The organism is Pseudomonas sp. A6 (assembly GCF_052367875.1).
In the GTDB taxonomy this organism is placed as follows: domain Bacteria; phylum Pseudomonadota; class Gammaproteobacteria; order Pseudomonadales; family Pseudomonadaceae; genus Pseudomonas; species Pseudomonas citronellolis.
In genome coordinates this window covers 2431500-2451775 of record NZ_CP198970.1, presented here as the reverse complement: position 1 = coordinate 2451775, position 20276 = coordinate 2431500, and the positions used below count along the sequence as shown (strand labels likewise).

17 protein-coding genes and 1 pseudogene are annotated in these 20276 nt (G+C 69.0%); 7 read left to right on the top strand and 11 right to left on the bottom strand.

What is annotated here, in order from left to right; all coding sequences use genetic code 11:
- Positions 1-80: 80 nt before the first annotated feature.
- Both ACTWJ5_RS11090 and ACTWJ5_RS11085 read right to left on the bottom strand, forming a co-directional pair.
- A complete protein-coding gene (locus ACTWJ5_RS11090) occupies positions 81-683 on the bottom strand; it encodes a glutathione S-transferase family protein (RefSeq protein ID WP_116424092.1) in 603 nt (200 codons plus the stop codon).
- Positions 684-692: 9 nt separating this feature from the next.
- Complete coding sequence (locus ACTWJ5_RS11085; RefSeq protein WP_444438520.1) at positions 693-1859, bottom strand: aminotransferase-like domain-containing protein; 1167 nt, start codon at positions 1857-1859, stop codon at positions 693-695.
- Between the two features lie 80 nt (positions 1860-1939).
- Here ACTWJ5_RS11085 and ACTWJ5_RS11080 point away from each other — a divergent pair, with 80 nt between their 5' ends.
- Entirely contained in the window at positions 1940-2383 is a 444-nt protein-coding gene (locus tag ACTWJ5_RS11080; protein ID WP_074984866.1) for a MarR family winged helix-turn-helix transcriptional regulator, read from the top strand.
- Here the strand turns inward: ACTWJ5_RS11080 and ACTWJ5_RS11075 are convergent.
- Entirely contained in the window at positions 2371-3018 is a 648-nt protein-coding gene (locus ACTWJ5_RS11075) for a hypothetical protein (RefSeq protein WP_009618610.1), read from the bottom strand. The two genes, ACTWJ5_RS11080 and ACTWJ5_RS11075, sit on opposite strands and share 13 nt — an antisense overlap.
- A gap of 145 nt (positions 3019-3163) precedes the next feature.
- On the opposite strand from ACTWJ5_RS11075, the gene ACTWJ5_RS11070 reads away from it, so the two are divergent.
- Entirely contained in the window at positions 3164-3775 is a 612-nt protein-coding gene (locus tag ACTWJ5_RS11070) for a LysE family translocator (RefSeq protein ID WP_009618608.1), read from the top strand.
- Positions 3772-4965 carry a benzoate/H(+) symporter BenE family transporter gene (locus tag ACTWJ5_RS11065; protein WP_444438518.1) on the top strand — a complete coding sequence of 398 codons (1194 nt, stop codon included), beginning with the start codon at positions 3772-3774 and terminating at the stop codon, positions 4963-4965. Before ACTWJ5_RS11070 ends, ACTWJ5_RS11065 begins: the two co-directional genes overlap by 4 nt.
- Positions 4966-5226: 261 nt before the next feature.
- On the opposite strand, the gene ACTWJ5_RS11060 is transcribed toward ACTWJ5_RS11065, so the two are convergent.
- Entirely contained in the window at positions 5227-6117 is an 891-nt protein-coding gene (locus tag ACTWJ5_RS11060; RefSeq protein WP_253390119.1) for a bile acid:sodium symporter family protein, read from the bottom strand.
- Positions 6118-6350: 233 nt separating this feature from the next.
- On the opposite strand from ACTWJ5_RS11060, the gene ACTWJ5_RS11055 reads away from it, so the two are divergent.
- Positions 6351-9083 carry an HAD-IC family P-type ATPase gene (locus ACTWJ5_RS11055; RefSeq protein WP_444438516.1) on the top strand — a complete coding sequence of 911 codons (2733 nt, stop codon included), beginning with the start codon at positions 6351-6353 and terminating at the stop codon, positions 9081-9083.
- A 3-nt stretch (positions 9084-9086) separates the two neighbouring features.
- On the opposite strand, the gene ACTWJ5_RS11050 is transcribed toward ACTWJ5_RS11055, so the two are convergent.
- Positions 9087-9848 carry an SDR family oxidoreductase gene (locus tag ACTWJ5_RS11050; RefSeq protein WP_074984872.1) on the bottom strand — a complete coding sequence of 254 codons (762 nt, stop codon included), beginning with the start codon at positions 9846-9848 and terminating at the stop codon, positions 9087-9089.
- A 222-nt stretch (positions 9849-10070) separates the two neighbouring features.
- Between ACTWJ5_RS11050 and ACTWJ5_RS11045 the strand changes: the two genes are divergently transcribed.
- Both ACTWJ5_RS11045 and ACTWJ5_RS11040 read left to right on the top strand, forming a co-directional pair.
- Positions 10071-11075 carry an NADP-dependent oxidoreductase gene (locus ACTWJ5_RS11045; RefSeq protein ID WP_444438513.1) on the top strand — a complete coding sequence of 335 codons (1005 nt, stop codon included), beginning with the start codon at positions 10071-10073 and terminating at the stop codon, positions 11073-11075.
- Positions 11076-11478: 403 nt separating this feature from the next.
- Complete coding sequence (locus ACTWJ5_RS11040; RefSeq protein ID WP_444438511.1) at positions 11479-13182, top strand: SulP family inorganic anion transporter; 1704 nt, start codon at positions 11479-11481, stop codon at positions 13180-13182.
- Between the two features lie 175 nt (positions 13183-13357).
- On the opposite strand, the gene ACTWJ5_RS11035 is transcribed toward ACTWJ5_RS11040, so the two are convergent.
- The 6 genes and pseudogenes from ACTWJ5_RS11035 to selD form a co-directional block, all read right to left on the bottom strand.
- Entirely contained in the window at positions 13358-14062 is a 705-nt protein-coding gene (locus tag ACTWJ5_RS11035) for a methyl-accepting chemotaxis protein (protein WP_444439571.1), read from the bottom strand.
- A gap of 201 nt (positions 14063-14263) precedes the next feature.
- Positions 14264-14314: pseudogene (locus tag ACTWJ5_RS11030) on the bottom strand (hypothetical protein); the annotation flags it as partial.
- A gap of 1214 nt (positions 14315-15528) precedes the next feature.
- Positions 15529-16137: a flavin reductase family protein gene (locus ACTWJ5_RS11025; RefSeq protein WP_061562175.1), complete on the bottom strand. Its 609-nt coding sequence runs from the start codon at positions 16135-16137 to the stop codon at positions 15529-15531.
- A gap of 77 nt (positions 16138-16214) precedes the next feature.
- Complete coding sequence (locus tag ACTWJ5_RS11020; RefSeq protein ID WP_009618591.1) at positions 16215-16493, bottom strand: hypothetical protein; 279 nt, start codon at positions 16491-16493, stop codon at positions 16215-16217.
- A gap of 416 nt (positions 16494-16909) precedes the next feature.
- The gene (gene mnmH, locus ACTWJ5_RS11015) at positions 16910-18004 is read right to left on the bottom strand and encodes a tRNA 2-selenouridine(34) synthase MnmH (RefSeq protein WP_074984883.1); all 1095 of its coding nucleotides are present in this window, start codon (positions 18002-18004) and stop codon (positions 16910-16912) included.
- Positions 18004-19038, bottom strand: coding sequence for a selenide, water dikinase SelD (gene selD, locus ACTWJ5_RS11010; protein WP_058072309.1), 1035 nt, complete (start codon positions 19036-19038; stop codon positions 18004-18006). Before selD ends, mnmH begins: the two co-directional genes overlap by 1 nt.
- A gap of 151 nt (positions 19039-19189) precedes the next feature.
- Between selD and ACTWJ5_RS11005 the strand changes: the two genes are divergently transcribed.
- Positions 19190-20224 (top strand): patatin-like phospholipase family protein, encoded by a 1035-nt coding sequence (locus ACTWJ5_RS11005; protein WP_074984885.1) that lies wholly within the window; start codon positions 19190-19192, stop codon positions 20222-20224.
- Positions 20225-20276: the final 52 nt, after the last annotated feature.

Below are 20276 nucleotides of genomic sequence, written 5' to 3'. Positions count from 1 at the left end.
GGCCCTTAAACTGCGAGCCAGAGCGCACGAATACGAAAAAGCCCGCGCAATGGCGGGCTTCTTCTGACACCTAGGGACGCTCAGTCGAGCATGCCGACATGCCGCGGGTGTGCCGCGACGCGCGCCATCCAGGCATTGATCGCCGGGTAGCCGGAGAGGTCGAAACCGCCCTGGTGCGCCACGTGGGTGTAGGCGTACAGGGTGATGTCGGCGATGGAGTAGCTGTCGCCCACCAGGTAGGGCGTGCGCGCCAGTTGCTGCTCCATCACGTCCAGGGCCTTGTAGCCGCCCTTCAGGCAGTCCTCGTACTCGGCGCGGCGCTCGTCCGGCATCTTCAGGTAGAACTGGATGAAACGCGCCACCGCCACGTAGGGCTCGTGGCTGTACTGCTCGAAGAACTGCCACTGCAGCACCTGGGTGCGCAGGCGCGGTTCCTTCGGCAACAGGTCGCTGCCGTCGGCGAGGAAGTTGAGGATGGCGTTGGATTCCCACAGGCAGCTGCCGTCCTCCAGTTCCAGCACCGGCACCTTGCCGTTGGGGTTCTTGGCCAGGAATTCCGGGGTCTGCGTCTCGCCCTTGAGGATATCGACGTCCTGCCATTGGTACGGCAGGCCGAGCAGGTGCAGGACCAGCTTGACCTTGTAGCAGTTGCCGGACAACCGGTCGCCGTAGACGGTATACATGTCGCCTCCTCAGGCAGATTGGGCCGCTTGCGCTTCGCGGATCACCGTGGCCAGGCGGCGCAGGCCCTCGCCCAGGCGCTCCGGCGCCACGTGGCTGAAGTTCAGGCGCAGGTGGCCGGGGTTGGCATCGGGGTCGGTGAAGAAGGGTTCGCCGGGCATGAAGGCCACGTTCTGCTGCAGGGCCTCGTCCAGCAGGCCGCGGGTGTCCAGCGGCTGCTTCAGGGTCAGCCAGAAGAACAGCCCACCCTGGGGCACGTTCCACTCGGCCAGGTCGGCGAAGTGTTCTTCCAGCTGGGCCTGCATGGCGTCGCGGCGGATGCGATAGAAGTCGCGCAGTTCGGCCAGGTGGCCACGGTAGGCCTCGGTGCCGAACCACTGCAGGGCCTGCCACTGGCCGATGCGGTTGGTGTGCAGGTCGGCCGACTGCTTCAGGCGCAGCAGGTGCGGGAACAGGTCCGGGGTGGCGATCAGGAAGCCCACGCGCAGGCCCGGCAGCAGTGTCTTGGAGACGGTGCCGGTGTAGATCCAGCTGGCCTTCTTCAGACGGCTGACCAGCGGGGTGGCGCTGCCGGCGTCGAACACCAGCTCGCGGTAGGGTTCGTCTTCGATCAGGGTCACGCCGAACTCGTCGAGCAGCGCCGCCACTTCGTCGCGGCGTTCTTCGCTGTAGCGCACGCCGGACGGATTCTGGAAGGTCGGGATGAGGTAGGCGAAGGCCGGCTTGTGCCGCTCCAGGCGCTGGCGCAGGGCGGCCACGTCCGGGCCCTCGGCGCCCAGCGGCACGGTCACGCAGTCGGCGCCGAACAGTTGGAAGGCCTGCAGCGCGGCCAGGTAGGTCGGCGCTTCGAGCAGCACCTCGGTGCCCGGGTCGATGAACAGCTTGCTGGCAAGGTCGAGGGTCTGCTGCGAACCGCTGACGATCAGCACCTGGCTGGCATCGCAGGGCACGCCCAGGGCCCGCGCTTCGGCGGCGATGGCCTCGCGCAGGGCCGGCTCGCCCTCGCTCATGCCGTACTGGCCCATGCTGGCCGGCATGTCCGCCCATTCCACCTTGGGCAGCATGGGTTCGGCCGGCAGGCCGCCGGCGAAGGACATCACCTCCGGACGTTGCGCCGCAGCGAGGATTTCACGGATCAGGGAGCTTTTCAGGCGGGCGATGCGTTCGGAGAAGGCCATGGGGTCACCGGTAGCGGAGGCAGGAGCAAATGGGTCAAACTGGTTGACCGAAGCTACGACGGCCGAACGGATACGTCAATATGCCTGACCTTCTGCCCTCCGACACCTGGTCGGAAGCCATGCAAGCCTTTTACTTCAGCTACCGAGCGTTCACCGCCAAGCCGGACGAGATCCTCGCCCGCCGCGGCCTGGGCCGGGTGCACCACCGCATCCTGTTCTTCGTCGCGCGCCAGAGCGGGTTGAGCGTGAAGGAGCTGCTGGCCACCCTGGGCGTGAGCAAGCAGGCGCTGAACATGCCGCTGCGGCAACTGCAGGAGATGCAGCTGATCCGCAGCGAAGCCTCGCCGGCCGACAAGCGCAAGCGCCTGCTCAGCCTCACCACCGAGGGCGCCAGGCTGGAACGGGCCCTGCGCAACGAACAGGCGCGCCTGCTGCAGCGCGCCTTCGCCGAGGCCGGCGAAGAGGCGGTGCACGGCTGGCTGGCGGTCAACCAGGCCCTGGCGCAGTCGCTTCAGGAAACCTGAGCGCCGCCCTCCAGCTCCCGCGCGCCGCGCAGGAACATCAGCGCCAGCGGCAGCAGCGCCGCGGCGGCCAGGACGGTGCCGGGGATGAACAGCAGGATGCTGGCCATGCACACGCCCGAGAGCACGTCGAGCCAGCCCAGCACCTTCACCGAGGGGTACGGCAGGCCGATCTTCAGCACCCGCACGCCATACCACAGGCCCACCAGGCCGCTGGGCAGGAACAGCGCCATGAAGCCGGCCAGGGCGGCGTTGGGCGTGCCGTCGAGCTGGGCGTCGAAGATCACCGCGTAGGCCTGGATCACCAGCGCCAGGCCGATGGACAGCCACAGCGGCCAGGCCATGCCGCGGGCGCCGAAGCGCTCGACCAGGAACTGCGTGGCGCGCCAGCTGAGGTAGCAGCCGAGCAGCGTGCAGAGCACGCCCAGCCACAGGCTGTAGCTGTCCAGGGCGTCGCCGCGCCCAGTGCCGCCGAGGAACGACAGGCCGAACAGCACGCTCTGCGCCAGCAGCAGCGCCAGGCTCAGCCAGGCCAGCAGGCGCAGGTGACCGGGGCTCCAGCGGCCGCCGGCGAGGCTGGCCGGGGTGCGCGCCTCGATCAGCTCGACCTTGGGCGCGGCATAGGGGTTGTGGTCCATGGCGGGACTCCACGACTGCGACCTGCCCACCATATCCACAGCACGCCGGGCGCGCCACTGTACGGCCCGATCCTCCCCTGGCTGTTACGCGACAGCCCGCAGGCCGGGGGTTAGGCTGCGGAAAAACCACAAGACGCGTGCCGCCATGCCCCTCGAACTCCTGGCCGCCTTCATCGGCTTCGCCTTCGTCACCTCCATCACGCCCGGGCCGAACAACATGATGCTGCTGGCCTCCGGGGTGAACTTCGGCGTGCGCCGCACCGTCCCGCACATGCTCGGCATCAGCATCGGCTTCCTGCTGCTGGTGGTCGCCGTGGGCCTGGGGCTGGACCAGCTGTTCCACGCCTTCCCCTTCACCTACCAGGCGCTGCGCTACCTGGGCGCGGCCTACCTGCTGTACCTGGCCTGGGGCATCGCCCGCGCCGGCGCGCCGCAGGCCAACGGGCGCGGCAGCGGCAAGCCGTTCAGCTTCCTGCAGGCGGCGGCCTTCCAGTGGGTCAACCCCAAGGCCTGGATCATGGCCATCGGCGCCATCACCACCTATACCCCGCAGCAGGGCTTCGCCGGCAACGTGCTGCTGATCGCGGTGCTGTTCGCCGTGGTCAACCTGCCCAGCGTCGGCGTCTGGACGGTGCTCGGCAGTTGCCTGCGGCACTGGCTGGAACAGCCGGCGCGGCGCCGCGTGTTCAATATCGGCATGGCCCTGCTGCTGGTAGCCTCCCTCTACCCCCTGTTCGTGGACATCACCCCCGCATGACCGATTCGACCAGCGCGCGCCTGCGCCCCTTCGCCGACTCCTCCCCCGCCGCCGTGGTGGCCGGCTTCGTCGCCATGCTCACCGGCTACACCAGCTCGCTGGTGCTGATGTTCCAGGCCGGCCAGGCCGCCGGGTTGAGCAACGCGCAGATTTCCTCGTGGATCTGGGCGCTGTCCATCGGCATGGCCCTGACCACCATCGGCCTAACCCTGCGCTACCGCACGCCCATCGTCATCGCCTGGTCCACCCCCGGCGCCGCGCTGCTGATCAGCAGCCTGCCGGGCGTGCCCTATTCTGAGGCCATCGGCGCCTTCATCGTCTGTGCCGGGCTGATCACCCTGTGCGGCGTCACCGGCAGCTTCGACCGCCTGATGCGCCAGGTGCCCGGCTCGCTGGCCTCGGCCCTGCTGGCCGGGGTGTTGTTCCGCATCTGCATCGAGATCTGCCGCGCGGCCGAGCAGCAGACGCTGCTGGTGGTGGCGATGTTCCTCAGCTACCTGCTGGCCAAGCGCCTGTCGCCGCGCTACGCGGTGTTCGTCGCGCTGCTGGTGGGCGTGGCCCTGGCCGGCGCCCTGGGCCTGCTGAACTTCAGCCACTTCCAGCTGGAAGTGGCCAGGCCGGTGTGGACCGCGCCGAGCTTCTCCCTGGCCGCCACCATCAGCATCGGCATCCCGCTGTTCATCGTCGCCATGGCCTCGCAGAACATGCCGGGCCTGGCCGTGCTGCGCGCCGACGGCTACCAGGTGCCGGCCTCGCCGCTGATCTCAACCACCGGCATCGCCTCGCTGCTGCTGGCGCCGTTCGGCTCCCACGGCATCAACCTGGCGGCCATCAGCGCGGCCATCTGCACCGGCCCGGAAGCCCACGAGAACCCGCACAAGCGCTACACCGCGGCGCTCTGGTGCGGGGTCTTCTACGGCGTGGCGGGCATCTTCGGCGCCACCCTGGCGGCGCTGTTCGCGGCCCTACCCAAGGCGCTGGTTCTGTCCATAGCCGCCCTGGCGCTGCTCGGCTCGATCACCAACGGCCTGAGCAACGCCATGGCCGAGGCCCGCCAGCGTGAGGCGGCGATGGTTACGTTCCTGGTGACTGCTTCGGGTTTCACGCTGTTTTCCGTGGGGTCGGCCTTCTGGGGGCTGGTGGCGGGGTTGATGACGCAGTTGGTGTTGAATTGGCGTCGGGCGATTTGATGAGGAAGGTTCAGGGGTTGGGCGAGAGCCCCTCTCCCCAGCCCTCGGCTGCGCGCCCCGCCCTGAAGGGAGAGGGGGCTTGTCCGTGCCAACGGGGAGAATGGCCTACGCCGGATACTTCGCGCTTGCCGGCTAACTGTGGAGTACCCACGCACGCCGAACGGTCCCCTCTCCCTTCAGGGCGGGGCGCGCAGCCGAGGGTTAGGGAGAGGGAACGGAGCCAACCCCAGACACCGAAATATCCAGCGAACGACAACCCCCTCAAACCACCACTTCCCCCGCCACCCCCTTCTTCACCCCGCGACTGACCCACCACCCGAACGCCCCCGCCGTGAAGAACATCAGCACCCCATAGATCGCCGCCGGGATCGCCATGGTGTGGTTGTTCAGCAGCATCGGGCTCAGGGCCAGGGCGATGGCCAGGGTGCCGTTGTGGATGCCGATCTCCATGCCGATGGCGATCGACTGCGGGCGCGACAGCCGCAGCAGGCGCGGCACCCAGTAGCCCACGGCCAGGCTCGCCAGGTTGAAGCACAGCGCCGCCACGCCCACCACCGGGGCGTAGGTGATGAAGGTCTGCCAGTCCTTGCTCACGGCGATGACGATGATCACCGCCAGCAGCAGCGCCGAAAGAATCTTCACCGGTTTCTCCAGGGCCGCCGCCAGCGCCGGCAGCAGGCGCCGCACCAGCATGCCGATGGCCACCGGACCGAGGACGATGACGAATACCTGCAACACCTTGCCGAACTGCAGCGGGATGGCCTGGCCCTCGTCCATGAAGTACAGCAGCGACAGGTTGACGATCAGCGGCATGGTGAAGATGGCGATCACCGAGTTCACCGCGGTCAGGGTGATGTTCAGCGCCACGTCGCCGTGGGCCAGGTGGCTGTAGAGGTTGGCCGTGGTGCCGCCGGGGGATGCGGCCAGCAGCATCATGCCCACCGCCAGCGCCGCTTCCAGGGCGAAGCCGAGGGTGATCAGGAAGCAGGCAAGCGGCAGCAGGATGATCTGGCACACCAGGCCGATGAGCACCGGCTTGGGATAACGCACGACACGGGCGAAGTCGGCTAGGGTCAGGGATAGCCCGAGGCCGAGCATGATGATGCCCAGGGCCACGGGGAGGAACAGGGTAAGCAAGGGGCTGGCGGTCATTCTTGTGATTCTCCTGCAGCACGCGAAGGGGCGGTCTGACGCCGCCGTAGGCCGATTCTTCCTACCAGTGTGGCCTTTGTAACTGTCCCTGCCGGCCAAAACAGGTTCCTGCTGTAACAGAATGCAAAACACTGGGAGGGCGCCGGTCGCCTGCGCTGTTCCAGGTCAAGCCCGGCGGACGCCCGCCTGTCCATGCTGTAGCTCACCCCTGCCCCATCCGACAGGAGCCTTGCATGAGCCGACGCCGCGTTTCCCACTCCGACGCCAGCGCCACGCCCTGGCACAGCCTCGCCAGCGACGAGGTCCAGGCCCGCCTGCGCAGCGGCCCCGGCGGCCTCGACGAGGCCGAGGTGCAAAGCCGCCGCCAGCAATACGGCGAGAACCGCCTGGCGCCGCCGCGCCGGCGCGGCCCGCTGCTGCGCCTGCTGCTGCAGTTCCACAACATCCTGCTCTACGTGATGGTCGCCGCCGCGCTCGTCACCGCGCTGCTCGGCCACTGGGTGGACACTGCGGTGCTGCTGGGCGCGGTGCTGATCAACGCGGTGATCGGCTTCATCCAGGAAGGCAAGGCCGAATCGGCGCTGGACGCCATCCGCGGCATGCTCTCCTCCACCGCCACCGTGGTGCGCCAGGGCAAGCGCCAGCAGATCGACGCCGCCGCCCTGGTCCCCGGCGACCTGGTGCTGCTGGCCTCCGGCGACCGCGTGCCAGCCGACCTGCGCCTGCTCGGCGGCAAGGAGCTGCGTGTCGACGAGGCGGCGTTGACCGGCGAATCCCTGCCGGTGGAGAAGAGCGCGCAAGCGGTGGCCGCCGACGCGCCCCTGGGCGACCGCTACGGCATGGCCTACTCCGGCACCCTGGTGGTCTACGGCCAGGCCCGCGGCCTGGTGGTAGGTACCGGGGCGGACACCGAGCTCGGGCGCATCAACCAGATGCTCAGCAGCGTGGAGAACCTGACCACCCCGCTGCTGCGGCAGATCGACCGCTTCGGCCGCATCCTGGCCATGGTCATCCTCGGCATCGGCGCCCTGGTGTTCCTGCTCGGCACCCTGTGGCTGGGCGAGACGCCGGAGCAGATGTTCATGATGGTGGTGGCCCTGGTGGCCTCGGCCATCCCCGAGGGGCTGCCGGCGATCATGACCGTGACCCTCGCCCTGGGCGTGCAGCGCATGGCCCGCCAGCGCGCCATCGTGCGGCGCCTGCCAGCGGTGGAGACGCTGGGCTCGGTGACGGTGATCTGCTCGGACAAGACCGGCACCCTGACCTGCAACGAAATGACCGTGCAGCGCCTGGTCTGCGCCGAGCGGGTGTACGAAGTAGAAGGCGTCGGCTACGTCCCCGAGGGCGGTTTCAGCATCGATGGCCGAGCCGTGCAGCCGGACACGCAACCGGCGCTGCTGCAGGCGATCCGCGCCGGGGTGCTGTGCAACGACGCCCAGCTGCGCGAGGACGCCGGCCAGTGGAGCATCGAGGGCGACCCCACCGAAGGCGCGCTGCTGGTGCTCGGCGCCAAGGCCGGGCTGCCCCAGGAAACCTGCGCCCGGGACTGGCCGCGGCTGGACAGCATTCCCTTCGAGTCGCAGCACCGCTTCATGGCCAGCAGCCACCAGGACGCCGAAGGCCGCCCGTGGATACTGGTCAAGGGCGCGCCGGAGCGCATCCTCGAAATGTGCTCGACGCAGCTCACCGATGCCGGCGCGGCGCCGCTGGACCCGGACTACTGGCGGCGCATGGCCACCGACACCGCCGCCCGCGGCCTGCGCCTGCTGGCCCTGGCCGCGAGGCAGGCGGCGCCGCAGGGCGCGCAACTGAACTTCGACGACGTCGCCGAAGGCTTCACCCTGCTGGCCCTGGTGGGCCTGATCGACCCGCCGCGGGCCGAGGCCATCGCCGCCGTGGCGCACTGCCAGCAGGCCGGCATCCGCGTCAAGATGATCACCGGCGACCATGCCGAGACCGCCCGCGCCATCGGCGCCCGGCTGGGCATCGGCGTCGGCCGCCCGGCGGTGACCGGCGCCGAGGTGGCGTTGATGGACGACGCCGAGCTGCGCCGCGTGGCCCTGGAGGTGGACGTGTTCGCCCGCGCCAGCCCCGAGCACAAGCTGCGCCTGGTGCAGGCCCTACAGGAGGACGGCCAGGTGGTGGCGATGACCGGCGACGGCGTCAACGACGCCCCGGCGCTCAAGCGCGCCGAGGTCGGCGTGGCCATGGGCCGCAAGGGCACCGAGGCGGCGCGCGAGGCCGCCGACGTGGTGCTGGCCGACGACAACTTCGCCAGCATCGCCAGCGCCGTGCGCGAGGGCCGCGCGGTCTACGACAACCTGAAGAAATTCATCCTGTTCATGCTGCCGACCAACGGCGGCGAGGCGCTGGTGGTGATCGCCGCGCTGTTCCTCGGCCTGGGCCTGCCGCTGACGCCGGCGCAGGTGCTGTGGATCAACATGGTCACCTCCAGCACCCTGGGCCTGGCCCTGGCCTTCGAGCCGGCCGAGCGCGACATCATGCGCCGCAGCCCGCGGCCGCCGGGCAACGCCCTGCTTTCCGGGTTCTTCGTCTGGCGCGTGCTGATGGTGGCGCTGCTGATGATGCTCGGCGCCTTCGGCCTGTTCCTCTGGGAGCTGCAGCGCGGCACCGGCATCGAGTCGGCGCGGACCATGGCGGTCAACGCGGTGGTGATCGCGGAGATGTTCTACCTGATCAACAGCCGCTCGATCTTCGGCTCGGTGCTCAACCGCGAGGGCCTGTTCGGCAACCGCTGGGTGCTGCTGGCCATCGCCGCGTGCATCCCGCTGCAGCTGGCCTTCACCTACGCGCCCTGGATGCAGGAGATCTTCGGCTCCAGGGGCCTGAGCCCGGCCGAATGGCTACGGGCGCTGGGCGCCGGGCTGCTGGTGTTCCTCGGCGCCGAGCTGGAGAAGTGGGTGATCCGCCACAGCGGCCTGGCGCAGCGCCTGGCCAGGCACTGAGCCTCAGACCGCGGTGTGCCCGCCATCCACCGGCAGCGCGATGCCGGTGGTGAAGCCGGCGTTGTCGCTGCACAGGTAGAGCACCGCCGCGGCGATCTCCTCGACCTTGCCGACGCGGCCCACCGGGTGCATGGCGGCGGCGAACTCGGCCTTCTTCGGGTCGGCCTCGTAGGCGCGGCGGAACATGTCGGTGTCGATCACCGCCGGGCACACGGCGTTGATGCGCACCTTCTTCTTCGCGTATTCCACGGCCGCCGACTTGGTCAGGCCGATCACCGCGTGCTTGGAGGCGGCGTAGATGCTCATCTTCGGCGCCGCGCCCAGGCCGGCCACCGAGGCGGTGTTGACGATGGCGCCGCCGCCCTGGGCGAGCATCACCGGGATCTGGTGCTTCATGCACAGCCAGACGCCCTTGACGTTCACCCCCATGATGGCGTCGAACTCGCTTTCCTTGCCCTCGGCCAGCCGGCCCTGCTCGATCTCGATGCCGGCGTTGTTGAAGGCGTAGTCCAGGCGGCCGTAGGCCTCCACCGTGGCGGCGACCAGCGCCTGGACCTCGGCGTCGCGGGTCACGTCGCAGCGGATGAAGCGCGCTTCGCCGCCGGCGGCGCGGATCAGCTCGGCGGTGGCCTCGCCGCCGGCGGCGTCGACGTCGGAAACCACCACCTTGATGCCCTCGTGGGCGAAGGCCTGGGCGGTGGCGCGGCCGATGCCGGCGGCGGCGCCGGTGACCAGGGCGACCTGGCCGGAAAGCAGCTGACTCATGGACTGTCCTCGAACGGATGGAGAATCGTACGAGTCTAGCCAGCGCCCGCCGCGGGCAAAGCACTATCAGGCAGCTGTAGCTCGCATTATCCGCACGGGTGATGAATGCCTCGCGCCTGGATCATTTACATGGATAACCGGGCATTCTCGTGGTCGGCGGCAGCTTGCCGACGCCGCCGCCGCGGACTATCCCTAGGTTTTCCCCTCCCCGAGGCCACTGCCATGACCGCCCCGCTCAACCGCCAGTTCGTGCTCGCCCAGCGCCCCCAGGGCGCCATCGACCAGGACACCTTCCGCTACCAGGAAACCCCGCTCGGCGAGCCCGGCCCGGGCCAGGTGCTGGTGCGCAACCTGTACCTGTCGCTGGACCCGGCCATGCGCGGCTGGCTCAACGACGCCAAGTCCTACATTCCGCCGGTGGGCCTGGGCGAGGTGATGCGCGCCCTCGGCGTGGGCCAGGTGGTGGCCTCGAACAACCCGGCCTTCGTCGTCGGCGACCACGTCAACGGCGCCCTCGGCGTGCAGGACTACTTCCTCGGCGAGTCCAGGGGCTTCTACAAGGTCGACGCGAACCGCGCGCCGCTGCCGCTGTACCTCTCGGCCCTGGGCATGACCGGCATGACCGCCTACTTCGGCCTGCTCGACGTCGGCCTGCCCAAGGCCGGCGAGACCGTGGTGGTTTCCGCCGCGGCCGGCGCGGTGGGCAGCGTGGTCGGGCAGATCGCCAAGATCAAGGGCTGCAACGTGATCGGCATCGCCGGCGGCGAGGACAAGTGCCGCTACCTGGTGGAGGAACTGGGCTTCGACGGCGCCGTCGACTACAAGAACGAGGACCTCGCCCTGGGCCTGAAGCGTTGCTGCCCCAACGGCATCGACGTGTTCTTCGACAACGTCGGCGGCGACATCCTCGACGCCTGCCTGGCGCGCCTGGCGCCCAAGGCGCGGGTGGTGATCTGCGGTGCCATCAGCCAGTACAACAACAAGCAGGCGGTGAAGGGCCCGGCCAACTACCTGTCGCTGCTGGTCAACCGCGCGCGCATGGAAGGCATGGTGGTGATGGACTACGCCAGCCGCTTCCCCGAGGCCATGCGCGAGATGGCCGGCTGGCTGGCCGAGGGCAAGCTGAAATCGAAGGAAGACATAGTCGAAGGCCTGCAGACCTTCCCGCAGACGGTGCTCAAGCTGTTCAGCGGGGAGAACTTCGGCAAGCTCATCCTCAAGCTCTGAAGGCTTTGCGCAGGGCGCATGACGCCCTCCTTGCAGGCACGCACCGCTTCTCGTAGGAGCGAGCTTGCTCGCGAACGGGGTTTGTCGGTGGCATCGGCGTTGGGTGTAAGAGCGCCCTCTCCCCAACCCTCTCCCTAAAGGGAGAGGGGGCTGTCCTGAGCGGATGGGGAGTTCGGAGTTATCCTGAAACGCCCAACCATCCCCGTCATTCCCGCGAACGCGGGAACCCAGTGACGGGTGGTTGGGTTCGCGAGCAAGCTCGCTCCTACGAAAAGCATCCCGGCGCCATCCCCTACCGCCCTCTCGAAATCCTTCGTCTTCCTACGCCGGGAACTGACGCCGGGCAAGCCGCGGCCCTACACTGTGGCTAAGCTTCAGCCCCGACGCTTCACGGAAGACACCCATGCCCCTCACCCGCTGGCTGCCCGGCCTGGACAACCTGCTGCACTACCACTCCGCCTGGCTGCGCCCGGACGTCCTCGCCGGCCTGTCGGTGGCGGCCATCCAGATTCCCACCGCCATCGCCTATGCCCAGATCATCGGCTTTCCAGCCCAGGTCGGGCTCTACGCCTGCATCCTGCCGATGCTGATCTACGCCCTGGTCGGCAGCTCGAAACAACTGATGGTCGGCCCCGACGCCGCCACCGCGGCCATGGTCGCGGCGGCCATCACCCCGCTGGCGGCGGGCGATCCGCAGCGCCTGCTGCAACTGTCGATGATCGTCGCGGTGATGGTCGGCCTGCTGTCCATCGTCGGCGGCCTGGTGCGCGCCGGCTTCATCGCCAGCTTCCTGTCGCGGCCGACTCTGGTGGGCTACCTCAATGGCATCGGCCTGAGCCTGATCGCCGGCCAGTTGGGCAAGCTGCTGGGCTACCACACCGAGACCAGCGGCTTCCTCGCCGGCCTGCTGGCATTGCTGCGCAACCTCGGCAGCACGCACTTGCCGACCCTCGTCCTGGGCGTGGCCACCCTGCTGCTGATGGTCCTGCTGCCGCGGCGCTACCCGAAAATCCCCGGTGCCCTGGTCGGCGTGCTGTTCGCCACCCTGGCCAGCGTAGCGCTGGGCCTGGACCGCTACGGCATCGCCCTGCTCGGCGCGGTGCCCCAGGGCCTGCCGGAGCTGAGCTGGCCGCGCACCAGCGTGCAGGAGATGGGCAACCTGTTCCGCGACGCCCTGGGCATCACCATCGTCAGCTTCTGCAGCGCCATGCTCACCGCCCGCAGCTTCGCCGCGCGCCACGGCTACAGCATCGACGCCAGCCGCGAGATGGTCGCCCTGGGCGTGGCCAACATCGGCGCCGGGGTGTCCCAGGGCTTCGTCATCAGCGGCGCCGACTCGCGCACCGCGGTCAATGACATGGTCGGCGGCCAGACGCAGATGGTCGGCATAGTCGCCACCTTGGTCATCGGTCTGGCATTGGTGCTGTTCAGCGCGCCGCTGGGCTGGATTCCCATGCCGGCCCTGGGCGCGGTGCTGCTGATGGCCGGCTGGGGCCTGATCGACTTCAGCGCGCTGAAGGGCTTCTGGCGCCTGTCGCGCTTCGAGTTCGGCCTGTGCCTGCTGACCACCGTCGGGGTGCTCAGCGTCGGCGTGCTGCCGGGCATCTTCGTGGCCATCGTCATCGCCCTGCTGCGCCTGCTGTACCTGACCTACAAACCGAGCGACGCGGTGCTCGGCTGGGTCCACGGCATCGACGGCCAGGTCGAGCTGAGCCGCTACCCGCAGGCGCACACCCTGCCGGGCCTGGTGATCTACCGCTTCGACGCGCCGCTGCTGTTCTTCAACGCCGACTACTTCAAGCAGCGCCTGCTGCAGGTGGTGGCCGAGACCAAGGCGCCGCGCGCCGTGCTGCTCAACGCCGAGGGCGTGCTGAACCTGGACGTCAGCGGCCTGACGGTGCTGCGCGAGGTGCAGCAGACCCTGGCGGCGCAGGAGGTGCACCTGTCCCTGGCGCGGGTGCCGCGGGAAACCCTGGCGATGATGGAGCGCTCCGGCCAGTTGGGCGAACTGAAGCCGCCGCTGGTGTTCAGCTCGGTGCGCGCGGGGGTGAACGCCTACCGGCGCTGGTACAAGCGCCAGCAGGAGGCCGCCGCAAGCTCTTCGTAGGAGCGAGCTTGCTCGCGAACAAACGCGGTGCCATGCGGTTCGCGAGCAAGCTCGCTCCTACGAGAAGCCGTGCCCGCCGGTTATGGTAGGAGCGGATTCATCCGCGATTCCGCCGGCAAGGCCGGCGTCAGGCGAATCGCGGACAGAGTCCGCTCCTACAGGGGCTCGGTGCTGCCTACAGGCGGAACTGCCCCACCATCCCCTGCAGGTCGCGGCTGAGCTGGGCCAGTTCGACGCTGGAGGAGGCCGTGGACTCCATGGCCTGGGCCGATTCGTCGGCGATGCCGCGGATGCTGGTGACGCTGCGGTTGATCTCCTCGGCCACCGCGCTCTGCTGCTCGGAAGCCGCGGCGATCTGCTGGTTCATCTGGTGGATCACCGCCACCGCCGCGGCGATCTCGCCCAGCGCGGTCTCGGTCTGCTCGGCGTCGCCGACGCTCTTCTCCACCAGTTGATGGCTGTGCTGCATGTGCTGCACCGAGGCCTGGGCGCCGTTCTGCAGCGTGCCGATCAGCTTCTCGATCTCCGCCGTCGACTGCTGGGTGCGCCGCGCCAGGGCGCGCACCTCGTCGGCCACCACGGCGAAGCCCCTGCCCTGCTCGCCGGCCCGGGCCGCCTCGATGGCGGCGTTGAGCGCCAGCAGGTTGGTCTGCTCGGCCACCGCCTTGATCACGTCGAGCACGCTGCCGATGTTCTGGCTCTCGCGGCCCAGGTCGTGGATGCTGGCGGAGGCCTCGCGCACCGCCTCGGCCAGCTCGGAAATGCGCCCGAGAGTGCGCCGCACCACCTGCTGGCCGCTGGCCACGGTGCCGTCGGCCTGCTCGGCGGAGTGCGCCGCGGCCTCGGCGTTGCGCGCCACCTCGTGGACGGTGGCGGCCATCTGGTTCATCGCCGTGGCCACCTGGTCGGTCTCGGCCTTCTGGCTGTTGACGCCGCTCTGGGTGCGCTCGGTGACGTCGGACAGCGCCTGCGCCGAGGAGGTGATGCGGCCGACGCCTTCATGAAGACGGCTGACGATGCCGCGCAGGCTCTGCGCCATGGCGTCCACCGCGGCCATCAGTTGGCCCACCTCGTCCTTGCGCTCGACGCGGATGGTCTGGCTCAGGTCGCCCTCGGCGATGCGGCTGGCCATGCCGATCACCTGGCGCAGCGGGCGCACGATCAGCAGGCCGATCAGCAGCGCGGCCAGGGTGCCGACCAGCAGCGCCAGCGCCGCCGAACCGAGCATGGCGCCCACGCTGCTGTGCAGCACGCTGACCATGGCCGCCTGCTGCGTGGCGTAGGAGGCGTCCACCTGCTGCATCATTTCCTCGGCGCGCTGCGACATCTCGCGGTGCGCCTGCTGCTCCTTGGCCAGGCCGGCGGAGTAGTCGCCGAGGTTGTTGCCGAAGCCGTCGATGTTGGTGGCCACGTCCTTGATCACCGAGACGTAGGCCGGATCGGTGATCGCCGTCTGCAGCTGCTTGGACAGCTCCAGGGCCTCGTCGGCGGACTTGATGCGCGCATCGCCCGCGGCCTCGCCGTCCTTCTGGTCCAGGCGCGCGCGGGCCTCGTTCAGGCCCTGCAGCACCAGGCGGTAGAGCTGGCCGACCTGGGCCGCCTGCTTGAGCAGTTCCTCGCCGTTCTGGCCCTGGCTCTGCTTGAGTTCGTAGGCGCCGTCGTCGGCCAGGCTGGACTGCAGGATGTCCAGGCTGTTGGAGGCGCTGGACACCGACCAGTTGGCGGCCTCCAGGGCCAGGTGGCGGCTCTTGCTGGCCTGCTCGAAGCGGTCGAAGGAGGCCAGGTAGCCGGCCATGGCCTGGGCCACGCGCTCCATGGCCTCGGCCTGGCCGGGGTGCGCCTTGAGCTGCTCGACGTGCCCGGCGAGGAGCTTGGCGCGCTGGCGCAATTGCTCGGCGGCCTTGGGGCTGGCGTCGCGGACGAAGTCCTTCTCGCTCTGGCGCATCTCCAGGACTTCGCGGTTGACCGCGCTCATGGCGTCCAGCAGGGCGAAGCGCTGCTCGATGGAGCGCAGCGCCCCGACGCCGATCCCGGCCACCAGCGCCGTCAGCAGCAATACCAGGCCGAAACCCAGCGCCAGTTTCTTCGCCGTGCCCAGATTGGCCAACCGCCGTTGCACGAACGCGACCATGCCACTCCTCCCCTTGCCAAATGCCCTGCGGGAGAGTCTTCGACCGAAGCTCTCCCGTTCTTTGTCGTTGCTTTGGGACGGAACATTAGGAGCCGGCCGACCGGCGGAACAAGGGGCGGCGTCGATGATGGCAATTCGATGTTGCGCACGGGCATGCGCAGGTCGCATCCAGGACAGTCGCGCGCCAAGGTCCCGGCGCGCGGCGGCCTGCGCCCCTATTTGGGGCGGATCATGCTGAAGGTGTCACGGGTGAAGCTGTAATGGGTGCCGCCCAGGCGGCCGACCAGGTCGAGTTTCGCCGGGTCGACGTGGCGCTCGTCGCGCAGCACGGCGTCGTCGATGTGCGCCAGCAGCACGCGGGCGAAGATCAGGTAGCAGCTGGGCTTGTCCGCCGGGTAGGGCTGGATCTGCGCCAGCTCGCACTCGAAGGCCACGGCCGCGCCGGCCACCCGCGGCGGCGCCACGCGCACGCTGGGCAGGGTAGCGATGCCGACCTGCTCGATCTCGCTGACGCCATGGGGCAGCGTGGCGGCGGTGGCGTTCATGGTCTCGGCCTGGGCGGCGCTGACCAGGTGGATCACCAGTTGGCCGGTCTCGCGGACGTTGCGCAGGGTGTCCTTGACGCTGCCGTCGTCGCGGATGCTGGTGTTGACCATCAGCGTCGGCGGCTCGTCGCTGATGACCTGGAAGAAGCTGAAGGGCGCCAGGTTGCCCTGGCCCTGCGCGGACAGGGTGGACACCCAGGCGATGGGCCGCGGGGTGACGGTGGAGGCCAGCCAGCGGTAGGCGTCGGCGGGCGCGAGGGTGCTGAAGTCGAGTTGCATGGGAGAGGGTTCCTGACTGCCGGGCGGGCCGGATCGCCCGTCCGCCCGGCGATTATGCCCGCCCTGCCCGCGCCCGGTCAGCGCCCCGCGCGCGATTCCTTGATGTAGAAGCGCGCCTTGCTGGCCTTGTCCAGGCAGCCGCCGTAGGACTCGACCTGCTGCTCGGTCTTGGCCGCGCTGATCAGCGCCAGCGCCTTGGAGTAGCTGACGGTGCCGGCGAAGCCTTCGGCCTTGGCCAGGTCCAGCTCGTGCCAGGCGGCGTTCAGTTCGCTGGCGCAGCTGTCGCGGTTGACCGTCTTGCCGGAGCAGCCGGCCAGCACCAGGCTGGCGGCGAGAACTGCAAAAAGTGCCTTCATGACAACCTCCTTGGTGATTCGGGCGTGTTCCAGCTTAGACCGCCGCCGCCCTGCGCGCCCTACTCCACGGCAACCTTTGCGTAGGGCGGATAACGTTCGACGTTATCCGCCGTTTGGCCTTCGCTGCCGGCCCGCTCGCCGTCGGGCCTGGCGCTGGCCGGGTATGCGCCCAGGCTCGGCCAAGGCGTTGGCGGCAACAGGGGTGTAGCGGCGTATAACCGCGAACGGTTATACGCCCTACGTGACAGGTGGGCTTGGCGTAGGGCGGATAACGTTCGACGTTATCCGCCGTTTAGCCTTCGCTGCCGGCCCGCTCGTTGTCGGGCCTGGCGCTGGTCGGGTATGCGCCCAGGTTCGGCCAAGGCGTTGGCGGCAACGGAGGTGTAGCGGCGTATAACCGCGAACGGTTATACGCCCTACGCCCGGGCGCGCAGGTACTCCACCACCTCGTCGTGGTTGCCGCGGAACTCGATGCGCGAGGCTTTGCTTTCCAGCTGGTAGGCGTACATCGGGTCGTAGTATTCGCCCAGCAGCCCCTCGATCCAGCCGCGGTGCAGGTCCACCGCGCCGCTGCGGCGCTGCTCGTCCAGGGCCTCGTCCATGATCGCCGCCAGGCGCTGGTAGCGCTCGCCGCCCAGGCGCTTGACGATGCCCGACAGGCTCTTGCGCAGGTAGGCGGCAAAGGCCTCGAAACCTTCTTCCGGCGCGCCCTTCACCTCGACGAACTCGGCGCACAGGTCGATCACGTAGTCCTTGAGGATGCGCTCCACCCGGCCCTCGAAGCTGTCCTCCAGCCACACCAGCGGGTAGCCCTGCATGCCCTGGTACAGCTCCAGCGGCAGCGAGCAGCTGCCGACGATGCGCCCCTCGTCCTCCAGCACGAACTGGCTCATGCCGGCGTGGCGCTTCTTCAGGATGTCGATGGCCAGGCGGTTCTCGAAGTCGATCTGCGCCGGCTGCGGCGTGGCCCGGCGGCCGAAGCTGGAGCCGCGGTGGTTGGCGTGGCCTTCCAGGTCCAGGGCGTTGTCCAGTTGCGCCACCACCTCGGTCTTGCCGGTGCCGGTGAGGCCGCCGATCAGCACGAAGGAACATTCCTCGGTGGCCGCGCGGGTGGTGTCGAAGAGGAAGCCGCGCAGCGCCTTGTAGCCGCCGACCACGCGCGGGTATTCGATGCCGGCCTCCTTCATCCACTGCTGGACGATCTGCGAGCGCAGGCCGCCGCGGAAGCAGTACAGGTAGCCGTCCGGGTGGCGCCGGGCGAAGTCCAGCCAGGCCTCGATGCGCTCGGCCTTGAGCGGGCCGCAGACCAGTTCGTGGCCCAGGGCGATGGCCGCCTGCTGGCCATGCTGCTTGTAGCAGGTGCCCACCTTCTGCCGCTCGATGTCATTCATCAGCGGCAGGTTCTCGGTGTGGGGGAAGGCGCCCTTGGTGTATTCCACCGGGGCGCGCACGTCCATCAGCGGGACGTCATTGAGGAAGAGTTCGCGGTAGTGCCGGGTGTTGTCGCGCATCAGGCCACCTCTACCGCGTGACTCTGTCGCTCGACCAGCTCGCCGATGGGCGCCAGTCGCAGGCCCAGTTCGGCGGCAGTGGCGAGGAATTCCGCCTCGCCCTCGGGGGTCACCGCCACCAGCAGGCCGCCGCTGGTCTGCGGGTCGCACAGCAGCAGCTTGTGCAGTTCCGGCAGCGGCGCGATGCGCTCGCCGTAGCTGTCGAAGTTGCGCAGGGTGCCGCCGGGCACGCAGCCCTGCTCCAGGTAGTACTGCACGTGCTCCAGGCGCGGCACCGCGTCGAAGCGCACGCGTGCGGTCAGGCCGGCGCCGTCGGCCATCTCCACCAGGTGGCCGAGCAGGCCGAAGCCGGTGACGTCGGTCATGGCCGTCACCCCGGCGAGCTTGCCGAAGCGGCTGCCGGGCTTGTTCAGGGTGCACATCCAGTCGCGGGCCAGGCCCACGTCCTCGGCGCGCAGCCTGGACTTCTTCTCGGCGGTGGTGAGGATGCCGATGCCCAGCGGCTTGGTCAGGTACAGGCGGCAGCCGGCGGTGGCGGTGTCGTTGCGCTTCATGAAGCGCTTTTCCACCAGGCCGGTGACGGCCAGGCCGAAGATCGGCTCGGGGGCGTCGATGGAGTGGCCGCCGGCCAGCGGGATGCCCGCCTCGTCGCAGACCTTGCGGCCGCCGGCGATCACCTCGCGGGCGATCTCCGGGGCCAGCACGTTGACCGGCCAGCCGAGGATGGCGATGGCCATCAGCGGGTCGCCGCCCATGGCGTAGATGTCGCTGATGGCGTTGGTGGCGGCGATGCGGCCGAAGTCGAAGGGATCGTCGACGATGGGCATGAAAAAGTCGGTGGTGGACACCACGCCGCGCTCGCCGTCGATAGCATAGACCGCAGCGTCGTCGCGCGAGGCGTTGCCGACCCACAGGTTCGGGTCCAGGTTCTGCGCGCCGCTGCCGGCCAGGATCACCTCCAGCACCTTGGGGGAAATCTTGCAGCCGCAGCCGGCACCGTGGCTGTACTGGGTCAGGCGGATGGGTTCGCTCATGCTTGGCTCCGAGGCGGGAAATCGATCGGCCGATTCTAGCAAACACCCTTGGCGCCCCGCCCTACCCGGGCGTATCGTCAGTGACATCCGGCGCCGGCCCAGGCCGTGCGCCGCGCCTTGCAATGCCTTGTTTTCAGAGGAATAACCGTCCATGTCGAAACAAGTGGCGCTGGTGCTCGGCTCCGGCGGAGCACGGGGTTATGCGCATATCGGCGTGATCGAGGAACTGGAGCGGCGCGGCTACGAAATCGCCTGCATCGCCGGCTGCTCCATGGGCTCGGTGATCGGCGGCATCTACGCCGCCGGCAAGCTGGGGGAATACCGCGACTGGGTGGAAAGCCTGGACTACCTGGACGTGCTGCGCCTGCTGGACGTCAGCTTCCGCCTCGGCGCCATCCGCGGCGAGCGGGTGTTCGGCAAGATCCACGAGATCATCGGCGACATCAACATCGAGGACCTGCCCATCCCCTATACGGCGGTGGCCACCGACCTCACCAACCAGCAGGAAATCTGGTTCCAGGAAGGCGACCTGCACCAGGCCATGCGCGCCTCGGCGGCCATTCCCAGCCTGTTCACCCCGGTGATGCAGGGCCCGCGCATGCTGGTCGACGGCGGCCTGCTCAACCCGCTGCCGATCGTGCCGGTGGTGTCCAGCCACACCGACCTGATCATCGCGGTGAACCTCAACGCCACCAACCAGCGCCAGTACCAACTGCCGGTGATCGAGCGGCCGGCGGCGCTCAAGGGCCGCTTCGACAGCCTGATCGGCAGCCTCGGCGACAAGCTCAGCCGGTTCCGCCGCCACGGCCCGGAGCTGGAACCGCCGGAACTGCGCGCCGAAGCCCTGCTGGAGCCGGTGCCGGACAGCGAGGAGCCGGCCGAGCCGGAGATGCAGCAGCCGGCCGCGGCGCCCCTGGCCAAGGGCTCGCCGAAATCCGCCAGCGGCAGCCGGGTGATCGAGAGCAGCAGCCCGGCCTCGTTGCTGGAGCTGGTCAACCAGAGCTTCGAGGTGATGCAGACTTCCCTGGCGCAGTACAAGATCGCCGGCTACCCGCCGGACGTGCTGATCAACGTGCCCAAGCGGGTGTGCCGCTTCTTCGAGTTCTACAAGGCCCCGGAGCTGGTGGCCCTGGGAAGGCAGATCGCCAGCGATACGCTGGACCGGTACGAAGCGGAGAATCCGTAGGGCGCATAACGCCTACGGCGTTATCCGCCGATTGGCCTGGATCGGTACGAGG

Coding starts and splice junctions, on each gene's coding strand:
- ACTWJ5_RS11035 (WP_444439571.1), bottom strand. CDS start 14,062: ATGGCCGCCACCGTCCACGAGGTGGCGCGCAACGCCGAGGCCGCGGCG.
- ACTWJ5_RS11085 (WP_444438520.1), bottom strand. CDS start 1,859: ATGGCCTTCTCCGAACGCATCGCCCGCCTGAAAAGCTCCCTGATCCGT.
- mnmH (WP_074984883.1), bottom strand. CDS start 18,004: ATGCGCGACAACACCCGGCACTACCGCGAACTCTTCCTCAATGACGTC.
- ACTWJ5_RS11040 (WP_444438511.1), top strand. CDS start 11,479: ATGCCCCTCACCCGCTGGCTGCCCGGCCTGGACAACCTGCTGCACTAC.
- selD (WP_058072309.1), bottom strand. CDS start 19,038: ATGAGCGAACCCATCCGCCTGACCCAGTACAGCCACGGTGCCGGCTGC.
- ACTWJ5_RS11045 (WP_444438513.1), top strand. CDS start 10,071: ATGACCGCCCCGCTCAACCGCCAGTTCGTGCTCGCCCAGCGCCCCCAG.
- ACTWJ5_RS11060 (WP_253390119.1), bottom strand. CDS start 6,117: ATGACCGCCAGCCCCTTGCTTACCCTGTTCCTCCCCGTGGCCCTGGGC.
- ACTWJ5_RS11025 (WP_061562175.1), bottom strand. CDS start 16,137: ATGCAACTCGACTTCAGCACCCTCGCGCCCGCCGACGCCTACCGCTGG.
- ACTWJ5_RS11050 (WP_074984872.1), bottom strand. CDS start 9,848: ATGAGTCAGCTGCTTTCCGGCCAGGTCGCCCTGGTCACCGGCGCCGCC.
- ACTWJ5_RS11055 (WP_444438516.1), top strand. CDS start 6,351: ATGAGCCGACGCCGCGTTTCCCACTCCGACGCCAGCGCCACGCCCTGG.
- ACTWJ5_RS11065 (WP_444438518.1), top strand. CDS start 3,772: ATGACCGATTCGACCAGCGCGCGCCTGCGCCCCTTCGCCGACTCCTCC.
- ACTWJ5_RS11070 (WP_009618608.1), top strand. CDS start 3,164: ATGCCCCTCGAACTCCTGGCCGCCTTCATCGGCTTCGCCTTCGTCACC.
- ACTWJ5_RS11090 (WP_116424092.1), bottom strand. CDS start 683: ATGTATACCGTCTACGGCGACCGGTTGTCCGGCAACTGCTACAAGGTC.
- ACTWJ5_RS11020 (WP_009618591.1), bottom strand. CDS start 16,493: ATGAAGGCACTTTTTGCAGTTCTCGCCGCCAGCCTGGTGCTGGCCGGC.
- ACTWJ5_RS11075 (WP_009618610.1), bottom strand. CDS start 3,018: ATGGACCACAACCCCTATGCCGCGCCCAAGGTCGAGCTGATCGAGGCG.
- ACTWJ5_RS11080 (WP_074984866.1), top strand. CDS start 1,940: ATGCCTGACCTTCTGCCCTCCGACACCTGGTCGGAAGCCATGCAAGCC.
- ACTWJ5_RS11005 (WP_074984885.1), top strand. CDS start 19,190: ATGTCGAAACAAGTGGCGCTGGTGCTCGGCTCCGGCGGAGCACGGGGT.